The sequence below is a fragment of the Nocardia sp. NPDC087230 genome, assembly GCF_044744725.1.
Classification (GTDB): domain Bacteria; phylum Actinomycetota; class Actinomycetes; order Mycobacteriales; family Mycobacteriaceae; genus Nocardia; species Nocardia canadensis.
Map to the genome: position 1 here is coordinate 14,608 of NZ_JBIUYV010000003.1, position 12,217 is coordinate 26,824.

Here is a 12,217-nt window from a genome sequence, read left to right on the forward strand (position 1 = left end):
GCCGGCGACGGGGAGGCGGAGTCTGATGTCCACGGTTGGTCCGGACGCCGAGGTGGGGCCGCGACGGATTCTCGGGATCGCGTTGCCGACGCTCGGCGTGCTCGTGGCCGAACCGCTGTACCTGCTGTTCGACATGGCGATCGTCGGCAGGCTCGGGGCGCCTGCTTTGGCCGGGCTCGCGGTCGGCGGGGTCATCGTGGGGTCGGTCAGCACCCAGCTCACCTTCCTGTCGTACGGCACCACGGCGCGGGCGGCGCGCCGGCACGGCTCGGGAGACCGGGCGGGCGCGGTCGCGGAGGGCGTGCAGGCCAGCTGGGTGGGTGCGGCGATCGGTGTGCTCATCCTGGTGGTGGTGCAGCTGGTCGCCGGGCCGTTGTGCGCGGCGATCGCCGGTGGCGGCGAGATCGCCGACGAGGCGCTGCGCTGGGTGCGGATCGCCCTGTTCGGCGTGCCGCTGATCCTGCTGTCGATGGCGGGCAACGGCTGGATGCGGGGGATACAGGATGTGCGCCGCCCGCTGATGTTCGTGGTGGTGGGACTGGCGCTGTCGGCCGTGCTGTGCCCGGTACTGGTGTACGGGCTGTTCGGGGCGCCGCGCCTGGAGCTGGCCGGGTCGGCGGTGGCCAATGTGGTCGGCCAGCTCGTGACCGGTGGTCTGTTCGGCTACGCGCTGCTGCGCGAACGGGTCCCGCTGCGCCCGCACCCCGCCGTGATGCGGGCCCAGCTGGTCCTCGGCCGCGATCTCATCCTGCGCAGCCTGTCGTTCCAGGCGTGCTTCATCTCCGCCGCCGCCGTCGCCGCCCGCTTCGGCGCCGCCTCGGTCGCCGCCCACCAGCTGGTCCTGCAACTGTGGAATTTCCTGGCGCTGACGCTGGATTCGCTGGCCATCGCCGCGCAGACTCTCGTCGGTGCGGCGCTCGGCGCGGGCAACGCGCGGGGCGCCGAGGGCATCGCCCGCCGGGTCACGGGCTGGTCGGAGATCTTCGCCCTGGTGCTGGCCGCCGTCTTCGCCGCCGGTGCGGGGGTGATCCCGCTGCTGTTCACCGACGACGCCCAGGTCCTCGAGCGCACGCACGTCATCTGGTGGTTCTTCGTCGCGATGATCCCGGTGGCCGGCGCGGTCTTCGCGCTCGACGGTGTCCTGCTCGGCGCGGGCGACGCCGCGTTCCTGCGCACCGCCACGCTGATCGCCGCCCTGGTCGGTTTCCTGCCGCTGATCTGGCTGTCGCTGGTCTTCGACTGGGGTGTCGCGGGCATCTGGTCCGGCCTGGTCGCGTTCATGCTGCTACGCCTGCTGGCCGTCGTGGCCCGCGCCCGCTCCGGCCGCTGGGCACGCGTCGGCGCCGATATCCCGACCGGGGCCGCGTAGGACAGTGGCGCTCGTCACAGCGATGCCCCGGTCGGCGATGTCGCACTACCGTCGGGACGGAGGACTTCGAACCGATGATGGAGGCGAAGTAGTGCGTGGCGTGATGTCCAGGAGTATCGGTCTCCGATCGGCGGTCGTCGCCGCGGTCCTGGTTGCCGGGCTCGGAATCGGGGTTCCCGCAGCGCAAGCCGCACCCGACGGGGCCGGCGCGTTGCTCGGGCACATCGACCAGCCCGCGGGCTGGGGTGACTGGTCCCGCGCGGCGATCGTGGACTATCGCACCGAGGGGCCGACCGGCGGCCTGATCAACGGCGCCGGTCTCGTGCTGCTGCCGAACTCGCCGCCACCGGCCGGCGGCTATCCGGTCGTGGCCTGGGACCACGGCACCAGCGGTCTGGGTCCGCAGTGCGGCATCACGACGAACAAGGCGGTCCACGAGCGGCCGCTGCTGCAATCCTTCCTCGACCGCGGGTGGGCCGTGGTCGCGCCGGACTATCTCGGGCTGTCCGTCGGTTCCGACACCGTGCATCCGTACCTGCACACCCGCACCGAGGCGACGGCGACGATCGACCTGGTCCGGGCCGCCCGCGCGGCGGAGCCGGGACTGTCGGCGACCTGGGCGGTGGTCGGTGGCTCCCAGGGCGGCCACGCGGCGCTGGCCACCGGCAATCTCGCCGACGACTATGCCCCCGAGCTGGACTTCCGCGGCACCGTCGCGCTCGCGCCGGAATCCAATTTCGAGCAGATCCTGTCCCGGCTCGACCCGCGGGTGCCGAATCTGCCGATCGTGGACGAGCTGGTCGGCCCGTTCGCGGGCATCCTCGCCGGGCTGCGCGCCGCCCGCCCCGATCTGGATGTGAACGGCCTGCTCAGCTCGCGCGGCCGGGACGTCGTCGACGCGATCGCCACCAGCTGCGTCGACGATTTCGGCGCGGTGGTCGACGGCGCGTCGATCGGTGCGCTGCTGGCGCGCCCGGTGGATGCCGACGGCATCGGCGCGGCGCTGCGTGACTACATGGTGGTCCCCACGGTGGGCTACCGGCAGCCGATCCTGATCGTCCACGGCGCCGCCGACACGGTGGTCCCGTTGCCGATGACCTACACCCTGCTCGCGCAGATGCGCTCGGCGGGCACCGCCGTGGAGTTCGGCCAGTATCCGGGCGGGCATCCCGAGATCGACGCGCAGGCGCGGCCGCAGGTGCTGTCCTTCGTCGAGGGCCTGTTCCGCTCCTGAACTCGCGCATGTGCGGCAGTCCAAATCCGCGCTGCCGCGCCACGCCTCGTAGAACACGAACACGGCCGCATCGGCGCTGCTGGATCTGCTGGTCGCCGAGGGGCGCTGACGACCGCGTGATCGGATCGGGTGAACCCGCGCAGGCGCCGGTTCGCGGGTGTGCCACTGTGGACAGGTGATTCCGAAGTTGATGGCGGTCAGTGATGTGCACGTCGGGCATCAGGGCAACAAGCCGGTGGTGGAGCAGATCCATCCGGATTCGCCGGAGGACTGGCTGATCGTCGCCGGTGACGTCGGCGAGAAGGCCGACGAGGTCCGCTGGGCGCTGGAGCTGCTGCGCGGCCGGTTCGCGAAGGTCATCTGGGTGCCGGGCAACCACGAGCTCTGGACCACGCCCAAGGACCCGGTGCAGATGCACGGCGCCGCGCGCTACGACTACCTGGTCTCGATGTGCCGCGACCTAGACGTGGTGACCCCGGAGGATCCGTACCCGGTGTGGACCGGCTCGGGCGCCGAGCAGTACGGCGGCCGCGTGACCATCGCGCCGATGTTCCTGCTCTACGATTACTCCTGGTTGCCCGCGGGCACGACCACCAAGGCGCAGGGCCTGGCCGTCGCGCGGGAACGCAATGTCGTCGCCACCGACGAGTTCCTGCTGACCCCCGACCCATACCTCACCCGCGACGCCTGGTGCCACGCGCGCGTGCAGTACACCCAGCGCCGCCTCGACGCGCTGGGCCCGGAGGCCCCGGTGGTGCTGGTCAACCACTTCCCGCTGGTCCGCCAGCCCACCGAGATCCTGTTCTACCCCGAGTTCTCGATGTGGTGCGGCACCGACCTCACCGCCGACTGGCACACCAGCTACAACGTGGTCTGCTCGGTGTACGGGCACCTGCACATCCCGCGCACCACCTACTACGACGGCGTGCGCTTCGAAGAGGTGTCGCTGGGCTACCCGCGCGAATGGAAACGGCGCGGCATGCCCGAGCCGCTGTTGCGCCAGATCCTGCCCGAGCCCGTCTACGCCGAGGGTGACCTCAACGCCTGGGGCGGCCACTTCAGCGTCACCCCGGAAATGGAAGCCGCCGCGGCCGAGATGCGCGCCAAGGCCGACCGCCGACGCGGCGTCTGACCACTACTAGGCTGGGACCCGATGATTGACAACATTCTGCCCTTGGGCGTGGCCGCCGCCGAGTTGCTGGCGTACCCGGAGGACCTGAAGGCGCACCCCGCCGAGGAACACCTCATCGCCAAGTCGGTCGAGAAGCGTCGGCGCGACTTCATCGGCGCCCGCCACTGCGCCCGCCTCGCGCTCGAGCAGCTGGGCGAGCCGCCGGTGGCCATCGGCAAGGGGGAGCGGGGCATGCCCCTGTTCCCGCGCGGTGTGGTCGGCAGCTTGACCCACTGCGACGGCTACCGCGCCGCGGCGATGGCGCACGCGCTGCGCTTCCGCTCGGTCGGTATCGACGCCGAACCGCACGGCACGCTGCCCGAGGGCGTGCTCGAGTCGGTCAGTCTGCCCGCCGAACGGGACTGGCTGGCCACCGCGCCCGCCGACGGTCTGCACCTGGACCGCCTGCTGTTCTGCGCCAAGGAGGCCACCTACAAGGCCTGGTTCCCGCTGACGCTGCGCTGGCTCGGTTTCGAGGACGCGCACATCAGTGTCGAGATCGATTCCCGCACCGCCGATTCCGGTACGGGCACCTTCCACACGCAGCTGCTCGTGCCCGGGACGACGAACGACGGCGGCGCCCCGCTGACCTCGTTCGACGGCCGCTGGATGATCGCCGACGGGCTGATCCTGACCGCGATCGCGCACGGCTGATGGCCGCGCGCACCCCCGCGGTCGACCAGCTCGGCGGCCTGGTCATCGTCGACAAGGACGGCGGCTGGACCAGCCACGATGTCGTCGCGCGCAGCCGGAAGCTGTTGCGCACCAAGAAGGTCGGGCACGCGGGCACGCTCGATCCGATGGCCACCGGCGTGCTCGTGCTCGGTGTGGAACGGGCGACCAAGCTGCTCGGCCAGCTGATCCTGACCACCAAGGCCTACACCGCGACCATCCGGCTCGGCCAGGCCACGATCACCGACGACGCCGAGGGCGAGGTCACCGCGACCACCCCGGCGCTGCACGTCACCGACGCCGAGATCGCGGCCGGTGTCGCGGCGCTGACCGGCGACATCGAACAGGTCCCGGCCACGGTGAGCGCCATCAAGGTCGACGGCGAGCGCGCCTACGCCCGCGCCCGCGCCGGGGAGGACGTGCAGCTCGCGGCCCGTCCGGTGACGGTGTCGCGCTTCGAGGTGCTGGCCCGCCGCGATGTCGCGGACGGCGAATTCGTCGATCTGGACGTCGAAGTCGAGTGCTCCTCGGGCACCTACATCCGCGCCCTGGCCCGCGACCTCGGCGCCGCCCTCGGCGTCGGCGGGCATCTGACGGCGTTGCGTCGCACCAGAGTCGGCCCGTTCACCCTCGAACACGCTCGCACCCTGGAGCAACTGGCCGCCGCCGCGGCGGCCGAACAGCCCCTGCTCAGCCTCGACATCGACACCGCGGTCCGCACCGCGTTCCCGCACCGCGACATCGACGAGTCCCAGGCGAACGACCTGCGCAACGGCCGCTGGCTCGAGCCGATCGGGATCAAGGGCGTGTACGCGGCCATCGATCCGTCGGGCAAGGCCATCGCCTTGCTCGAGGAGAGCGGCAAGCGCGCGGCCTCGGTGATGGTGGTCCGTCCCCAGGGCATCGGCGACTGATCCGAAAGGTCGTGCGCCGCGTGGTGTTCGGCGGATTCCCGCGGGCCGATGTCTGCGTCGCCGGACATCGTCGTTCGCGCCTACGTAGAGTGGCGGTGACGGTCGGCGTACGGATGTCGCCGATCGCGGGGAAGGGTAGCGCGATGAGTACAGAGCCGGTCGACACGTTCACGCTGTGGGACCGCGACGGGGACGGGCTGGTGTCGGTGGACGACATCGCCGCCGGAATCCGTTCCGCCGGTATCGAGGTCGACCGCGCGGCGATCGAACGACTGGTCGCCGCCGCCGACACCGACGGCGACTTCCTGGTCTCCCGTGCCGAATTCGACGCCGCCGTGGTCGAGGGCCGTATCGAGGTGACCGACGCCGACGCGGCGTTCCGGGTCTTCGACGTCAACGGCGACGGCCGCATCTCGGTGAGCGAACTGGACGCACTGATCCGCCACGTCGGCGGCGGCCGCATCGAGGAACCGGCCGCGGACCTCCTCGCCGCGGCCGACCAGGACGGCGACGGCTACCTCTCGCTCGCGGAATTCCGTGTCCTGCTGGACTTCTTGTCCCGCTGAGCACGCCGCCGTGGTGTCAGGGCCACTGGACGGTGGTTAACGCCACCGCCCTTCGTCGCGATAGCCAGGACGAATAGCTCTCGGCTACGGAGGGGTGGGCCATGGCTGCACGAGGGAAGACCTGGATCGGCGTCGTCGTCGGGGGGACGCTGCTGCTCGCGGGATGCGGCGGTGGTGGTGATCCGCAGGGGTCGGGGGCGTCGAGTTCGGTCCGGCCGAGTACGGCGACCAGCACCTCCCGGCCGCCGGTGATCATCCCGCCGAGCGCGGCACCGGTGACGAGCGCGCCGGTCGGTACCGCCACCGCGCCCACAGCCACCCGCACTACTCCGGCGCCGGTGCCCGGGACCGGGACGGTCGTCCTGCGCACGGCGACGCTGTCCGGTGTTCCGGTTCCCGGTGTCCCCGTGCGTCTTTCGCTGCAGCAGCCGTGCGACCCGGCCGGTCGCGACATCCCCGTCGGCGAGACCACCGAAACGCAACGCCAGGACGGTGTCACCGACGCCGCCGGCGTGGCCGTCTTCACCGCCGTGACGGGCTGCTACCACTTCGGGATGACGGCCCCGGCGGGCACCGATCCGGTTCCCGAGGGCATGCACTCGCTCTTCCTCGTCGACGCCGGCGCGACCGTCACCGGGAATCTCCGCTTCCAGGACACCGCACCGGCGCCCGCCTGCGCCGAAGCCACCGTCGAGACCGAACTCGGGGTCGACCCCGTGCCCGCCGCCACCATCTCCCACTGCGACGGCCGCTGGGCCGTCGTGTCCTGGAACAGCCCCGGCGACAACCAGCGCATCATCACCCGCGCCTCCGGGACCTGGACGACCTATGTCCGGTTCCCGCACGACACGTGCTGGGCCGAGGCCACCGCCGCCGGCGTCCCGGATACGCTGCGGTCCTACTTCAGCTGCTAGGCGGTCAGCCAGATGGCTTCGGCGGCAAGGGTGCCCAGTTCGGTCGGGGTGTCGGCGGCGGCGATGCGGACCGCGATGGTGCCGGCGAAATCGCGGCGCTCCTCGACCGCGATCACGGTGTCGAGGGCGATGCCGACCGAGTCGAAGTAGCGCAGCATGGCGGGGTCGGAGTCGGAGATGCGGGCGACGCGGCCGGATTCGCCCGCGGCGAAGTCGGACAGGCGCCGGGCCGGGGGCGTGGGGACCGCGCCGTCGACGGACGGGATGGGGTCGCCGTGCGGATCGCGATCGGGGTGGCCGAGTTTGGCGTCGATGCGCGACATCAGCAGTTCCGAGACCGCGTGCTCGAGCACCTCGGCCTCGTCGTGGACCTCGTCCCAGCCGTACCCGAGCTCGTTCACCAGGAACGTCTCGATCAGCCGGTGCCTGCGCACCATGGCGACGGCGGCGCGCCGGCCGTGCTCGGTGAGGGTGATCGAGCCATAGCGGGCGTGCTCGACCAGACCCTGATCGGAGAGCTTGCGGACCGCCTCGGACACCGTCGAGGCCGACACCCCGATCCGCTCGGCGAGCAGCTTGGTCGAGACCTTCTCCTGTGACCACTCCTGGGCGGTCCAGATGACTTTCAGATAGTCCTGCGCCACTGCGGACAATTCGGGCGCGAGCGTCGCGGTGGCAGCGAGTTCGGCCTGTTCACCGGGCGCTGTCGACGCTCGGCGGGTAGCGACATCTCGTTTACCTGGCACATCATTGATGTTAGGCATCCCTGGCCCGAATGACACATCGGCGGACCGGCACGGCGCCGGCGAATAACGTTGCGTAGGCTTCGCTCTGTGCAGAGATGGCGAAGTCTCGACGATGTGCCCGCCGACTGGGGGCGCTGCGTCCTCACGATCGGCGTGTTCGACGGCGTGCATCGCGGGCACGCGCAGCTGATCAGCCGCGCGGTGGCCGCGGCGAAGAAGCGTGATGTTCCCTCGGTTCTGATGACCTTCGATCCGCATCCGATGGAAGTGGTCCGGCCCGGTTCCCATCCCGCCCAGCTCACCACCCTGACCCGGCGGGCCGAGCTCGCCGAGGAACTCGGGATCGACGTGTTCTGCGTGATGCCCTTCACCCAGGAGTTCATGAAGCTCACCCCGGCCGGGTACGTGCACGATCTGCTGGTCGAGCGGCTGCACGTCACCGAGGTCGTCGTCGGCGACAACTTCACCTTCGGCAAGAAGGCCGCGGGCACCGTCGACACCATGCGCGAGCTGGGCGCCCGCTTCGGCTTCGAGGTCGACGGGGTCACCCTGCTCGGCGAGCACGCCGTCACCTTCTCCTCCACTTACATCCGCGCCTGCGTCGACGCGGGCGACATGGCGGCCGCCGCCGAGGCGCTCGGCCGTCCGCATCGGGTCGAGGGCGTCGTCGTGCACGGTGACGGGCGCGGTCGCGGGCTCGGTTTCCCGACCGCCAACGTCGCCCCGCCGATGCACGCGGCGATCCCGGCCGACGGCGTGTACGCGGGCTGGTTCACCGTGCTCGGCCCCGGCCCGACCATCGGCACGGTCGAGCCCGGTGCGCGCGCGATGGCCGCCATCTCGGTCGGCACGAATCCCACCTTCTCCGGCCGTTCGCGCACCGTGGAGGCCTTCGTCCTCGACGGCGAGGCCGATCTGTACGGCCAGCACGTGGCGGTCGACTTCGTCGAGCAGCTGCGCGGGATGCGCAAGTTCGACACCATCGACGACCTGGTCGAGGCCATGGGCCGCGATGTCGAGAACGCGCGCAAGGTACTCACCGCCGCCGACGCCTGAGGCCGGTGCGGCCCGCGCCCGAGCGCTCCGGTACAGTCGATCCTCGGGTTTGCTGCGGTCCGCGGTGGCGCCCATTCCGGGTAACCGGGACTTCGAGCGCGGAACTGAGAAAGAGGAGTCGATGCCGCATGGCGCTGACCACTGAGCAGAAGTCGGCCATTCTGGCCGAGTACGGCCTGCACGAGAAGGACACCGGCTCGCCGGAGGCGCAGATCGCGCTGCTGTCGAAGCGGATCTCGGACCTGACCGAGCACCTCAAGCAGCACAAGCACGATCACCACACCCGGCACGGCCTGCTGGCCCTGATCGGTCGTCGTCGTCGCCTGTCGAAGTACCTGCAGGCCAAGGACATCGAGCGCTACCGTTCGCTCATCGAGCGTCTCGGCCTGCGCCGCTGATCTGCTTCGACACGCCTCCTCGCTGAGGCGGTCGGCGAGTAGCCAATGGGAAGAAGTACACTTCTTCTCGTTGGCTATTCGTGTATTCGGCGACCATCGGGTTTCCGCGTGCACTACAACATGTGACAGCCGTGTGCATCCGTCCGCGTGGCGTCGGTCTTCGGTAGTGGCCTTTCGGCAGGCGTTTTTCCCGCCGCCGTCGGGCTTCGATCGATGACCGCCTCCGCGTCGCCGCTTCCAAGGGGATCCGGCCGGGTGCTGCGCGTGGCAGCCAGGAGGGTTTCCACGTGTCCGTGTCCGGTACGGCTGACGAAATAGCTGGTTCGCGCCCACATGGTGCTGCGCTCCGGCGAGACGAGAGGTCGAGAGAAGAAAAATGACGCAGACAACTGAACGTGCTTCGACTGCGGTCGAGGTCGAGCCCGGTGTTTTCGAGTCGGTCGCGCTGATCGACAACGGTAGCTTCGGCACCCGCACCATCCGCTTCGAGACGGGCCGTCTGGCCAAGCAGGCCGCCGGATCCGTCGTCGCCTACCTGGACGACGAGACCATGCTGCTGTCGGCGACCACCGCCGGCAAGCACCCCAAGGACCAGTTCGACTTCTTCCCGCTGACGGTCGACGTCGAAGAGCGCATGTACGCCGCGGGCCGCATCCCCGGCTCGTTCTTCCGTCGCGAGGGCCGCCCCTCCACCGACGCGATCCTGACTTGTCGCCTGATCGACCGTCCGCTGCGCCCGTCGTTCGTCGACGGCCTGCGCAACGAGATCCAGGTCGTGGTCACCGTGCTGAGCCTGGACCCGCAGGATCTCTACGACGTGGTGGCCATCAACGCCGCCTCGGCGTCCACCCAGATCTCCGGTCTGCCGTTCTCCGGCCCGGTCGGCGGCGTGCGCGTCGCCCTGATCGGTGATCAGTGGGTCGCGTTCCCGACCGTCGAGCAGCTCGAGGGCGCCGTGTTCGACATGGTCGTCGCGGGCCGGGTCACCGAGTCCGGTGACGTCGCCATCATGATGGTCGAGGCCGAGGCCACCGACAAGGTCATCGCGCTGATCTCCGACGGCGCGCAGGCGCCCACCGAGGCCGTCGTGGCCCAGGGCCTCGAGGCCGCCAAGCCGTTCATCGCCCGCCTGTGCCGCGCGCAGTCGGACCTGGCGACCCTGGCCGCCAAGCCCACCGAGGAGTTCCCGCTCTTCCCGCCGTACGCCGCCGACGTGTTCGAGGCCGTCGAGGGCACCGCCAAGCGTGAGCTGAACGAGGCGCTGAGCATCGCCGACAAGCAGGCCCGCGAGGCCAAGATCGACGAGATCAAGCTCGACGTGCTCTCGCGTCTGGGCGAGGACTTCACCGGCCGGGAGAAGGAGCTGGGCGCCGCGTTCCGCTCGGTCACCAAGAAGCTGGTGCGCCAGCGCATCCTGACCGACGGCTTCCGCATCGACGGCCGTGGTCTGGCCGACATCCGCGCGCTGTCCGCCGAGGTCGCCGTGATCCCGCGCGCCCACGGTTCGGCGCTGTTCGAGCGTGGCGAGACCCAGATCATGGGCGTCACCACCCTGGACATGGTGAAGATGGCCCAGCAGGTCGACTCGCTCGGCCCGGAGACCTCCAAGCGCTACATGCACCACTACAACTTCCCGCCGTTCTCCACCGGCGAGACCGGCCGCGTCGGTTCGCCGAAGCGTCGCGAGATCGGCCACGGCGCGCTCGCCGAGCGTGCGCTGATGCCGGTGCTGCCCTCGCAGGAGGAGTTCCCCTACGCCATCCGTCAGGTCTCGGAGGCGCTGGGCTCCAACGGTTCCACCTCGATGGGTTCGGTGTGTGCCTCGACCCTGTCGCTGCTGAACGCCGGTGTGCCGCTGAAGGCGCCGGTCGCCGGTATCGCCATGGGCCTGGTGTCGGACACCGTCACCAACGACAAGGGTGAGGACGAGGTCCGCTACGTCGCGCTGACCGACATCCTCGGTGCCGAGGATGCCTTCGGCGACATGGACTTCAAGGTCGCCGGTACCCGTGACTTCGTCACCGCCCTGCAGCTGGACACCAAGCTCGACGGCATCCCCTCGCAGGTGCTGGCCGGTGCGCTGAACCAGGCGCACGACGCCCGCACCACCATCCTGGACGTGATGGCCGAGGCCATCGCCACCCCGGACGAGATGAGCCCGTACGCCCCGCGCGTCACCGCGATCAAGATCCCGGTCGACAAGATCGGCGAGGTCATCGGGCCCAAGGGCAAGATGATCAACCAGATCACCGAGGACACCGGCGCCAACATCTCCATCGAGGATGACGGCACCGTGTTCGTCGGTGCGACCGACGGGCCGTCGGCGCAGGCCGCGATCGACGCGATCAACGCGATCGCGAACCCGCAGCTGCCGAAGGTCGGCGAGCGTTTCCTGGGCACGGTCGTCAAGACCACCGCCTTCGGCGCGTTCGTCTCGCTGCTGCCGGGCCGCGACGGCCTGGTGCACATCTCCAAGCTGGGCAACGGCAAGCGTGTCGCCAAGGTCGAGGACGTGGTCAACGTCGGCGACAAGCTGCGCGTGGAGATCGCCGACATCGACAACCGCGGCAAGATCTCGCTGGTCCCCGTCGAAGACGAGGCCCCGGCCGCCGAGGCCGCCCCGGCCGAGGACACCGCCGCGGAGTAAGCGCGCCGGTAGCTTCACCGACCACCGAAACCCCTCGCCGGTTCACCCCGGCGGGGGGTTTCGTCGTGTCCGGGGACGACGCGCTCCAGGAAAAGTGGTGTGAATCACTGCGATGCAACGTTGATGCAACGTTGTTTCACATAGTGTTGCCCGACACAGTGCGAACCTGTGCCGACAGCCACCACATCGCCCGCGTGGGCGATCGGGCGAGAGCTGTCCCCTCGGCGTATGCGGTCGAATTGCTGGACCGTTCTCAGCGCCGGAATTCGCGGCCCCGGACCGAGATTTTGACGGAATCTGGTCCGGTTTATTATCGGACCGAATACGCTTCTCTCGTCTGCGGGCGCGGGTGTCAGGTGTCGGGGTTGACGATGGAGGTCGGGAGATAACCGAGTCATAGCTGGTTGCATGGCGGCGAGCCGGCGGGTCGCGATCGTGTCATAGCCGATCGCACTGAATGCCGGTGTGAGCGGGCGGATTTCGGGCTGGGTGTCCGAGGTTGGCCGCCCCGAGCCGATCCCGTCACCCCG

At 70.0% G+C, this 12,217-nt stretch carries 11 protein-coding genes; 10 read left to right on the plus strand and 1 reads right to left on the minus strand.

Translation table 11 applies throughout. From position 1 onward, the window contains the following. The first annotated feature begins 25 nt into the window (after positions 1 to 25). The 7 genes from ACIO52_RS12190 (at position 26) to ACIO52_RS12220 (ending at position 6,840) form a co-directional block, all read left to right on the plus strand. The gene (locus ACIO52_RS12190) at positions 26 to 1,369 is read left to right on the plus strand and encodes an MATE family efflux transporter (protein ID WP_402643636.1); all 1,344 of its coding nucleotides are present in this window, start codon (positions 26 to 28) and stop codon (positions 1,367 to 1,369) included. Between the two features lie 103 nt (positions 1,370 to 1,472). After that, positions 1,473 to 2,603 carry a lipase family protein gene (locus tag ACIO52_RS12195; protein ID WP_218717766.1) on the plus strand — a complete coding sequence of 377 codons (1,131 nt, stop codon included), beginning with the start codon at positions 1,473 to 1,475 and terminating at the stop codon, positions 2,601 to 2,603. Positions 2,604 to 2,778: 175 nt separating this feature from the next. Next, a complete protein-coding gene (locus ACIO52_RS12200; RefSeq protein ID WP_218717767.1) occupies positions 2,779 to 3,735 on the plus strand; it encodes a metallophosphoesterase in 957 nt (318 codons plus the stop codon). Between the two features lie 21 nt (positions 3,736 to 3,756). After that, complete coding sequence (npt, locus tag ACIO52_RS12205; protein ID WP_402643641.1) at positions 3,757 to 4,428, plus strand: 4'-phosphopantetheinyl transferase Npt; 672 nt, start codon at positions 3,757 to 3,759, stop codon at positions 4,426 to 4,428. After that, on the plus strand, positions 4,428 to 5,360 hold the full coding sequence (gene truB, locus ACIO52_RS12210) for a tRNA pseudouridine(55) synthase TruB (RefSeq protein ID WP_342801396.1): 933 nt from the start codon (positions 4,428 to 4,430) through the stop codon (positions 5,358 to 5,360). Before npt ends, truB begins: the two co-directional genes overlap by 1 nt. Before the next feature lie 143 nt (positions 5,361 to 5,503). Then, positions 5,504 to 5,926 carry an EF-hand domain-containing protein gene (locus ACIO52_RS12215; protein ID WP_218717770.1) on the plus strand — a complete coding sequence of 141 codons (423 nt, stop codon included), beginning with the start codon at positions 5,504 to 5,506 and terminating at the stop codon, positions 5,924 to 5,926. 101 nt (positions 5,927 to 6,027) lie between these two features. Continuing rightward, complete coding sequence (locus ACIO52_RS12220) at positions 6,028 to 6,840, plus strand: hypothetical protein (protein WP_402643645.1); 813 nt, start codon at positions 6,028 to 6,030, stop codon at positions 6,838 to 6,840. Here ACIO52_RS12220 and ACIO52_RS12225 read toward each other — a convergent pair. Further along, a complete protein-coding gene (locus ACIO52_RS12225) occupies positions 6,837 to 7,604 on the minus strand; it encodes a metal-dependent transcriptional regulator (RefSeq protein WP_255587519.1) in 768 nt (255 codons plus the stop codon). The genes ACIO52_RS12220 and ACIO52_RS12225 overlap by 4 nt on opposite strands. A gap of 69 nt (positions 7,605 to 7,673) precedes the next feature. Between ACIO52_RS12225 and ACIO52_RS12230 the strand changes: the two genes are divergently transcribed. The 3 genes from ACIO52_RS12230 (at position 7,674) to ACIO52_RS12240 (ending at position 11,687) form a co-directional block, all read left to right on the plus strand. Continuing rightward, the gene (locus ACIO52_RS12230; RefSeq protein ID WP_218717772.1) at positions 7,674 to 8,642 is read left to right on the plus strand and encodes a bifunctional riboflavin kinase/FAD synthetase; all 969 of its coding nucleotides are present in this window, start codon (positions 7,674 to 7,676) and stop codon (positions 8,640 to 8,642) included. A 128-nt stretch (positions 8,643 to 8,770) separates the two neighbouring features. Next, positions 8,771 to 9,040: a 30S ribosomal protein S15 gene (gene rpsO / locus ACIO52_RS12235; RefSeq protein ID WP_019048089.1), complete on the plus strand. Its 270-nt coding sequence runs from the start codon at positions 8,771 to 8,773 to the stop codon at positions 9,038 to 9,040. 376 nt (positions 9,041 to 9,416) lie between these two features. Then, on the plus strand, positions 9,417 to 11,687 hold the full coding sequence (locus ACIO52_RS12240; RefSeq protein ID WP_218717773.1) for a polyribonucleotide nucleotidyltransferase: 2,271 nt from the start codon (positions 9,417 to 9,419) through the stop codon (positions 11,685 to 11,687). The last annotated feature ends 530 nt before the right edge of the window (positions 11,688 to 12,217 follow it).

Coding starts and splice junctions, on each gene's coding strand:
- ACIO52_RS12190 (WP_402643636.1), top strand. CDS start 26: ATGTCCACGGTTGGTCCGGACGCCGAGGTGGGGCCGCGACGGATTCTC.
- ACIO52_RS12195 (WP_218717766.1), top strand. CDS start 1,473: ATGTCCAGGAGTATCGGTCTCCGATCGGCGGTCGTCGCCGCGGTCCTG.
- npt (WP_402643641.1), top strand. CDS start 3,757: ATGATTGACAACATTCTGCCCTTGGGCGTGGCCGCCGCCGAGTTGCTG.
- truB (WP_342801396.1), top strand. CDS start 4,428: ATGGCCGCGCGCACCCCCGCGGTCGACCAGCTCGGCGGCCTGGTCATC.
- ACIO52_RS12215 (WP_218717770.1), top strand. CDS start 5,504: ATGAGTACAGAGCCGGTCGACACGTTCACGCTGTGGGACCGCGACGGG.
- ACIO52_RS12220 (WP_402643645.1), top strand. CDS start 6,028: ATGGCTGCACGAGGGAAGACCTGGATCGGCGTCGTCGTCGGGGGGACG.
- ACIO52_RS12225 (WP_255587519.1), bottom strand. CDS start 7,604: ATGCCTAACATCAATGATGTGCCAGGTAAACGAGATGTCGCTACCCGC.
- rpsO (WP_019048089.1), top strand. CDS start 8,771: ATGGCGCTGACCACTGAGCAGAAGTCGGCCATTCTGGCCGAGTACGGC.
- ACIO52_RS12240 (WP_218717773.1), top strand. CDS start 9,417: ATGACGCAGACAACTGAACGTGCTTCGACTGCGGTCGAGGTCGAGCCC.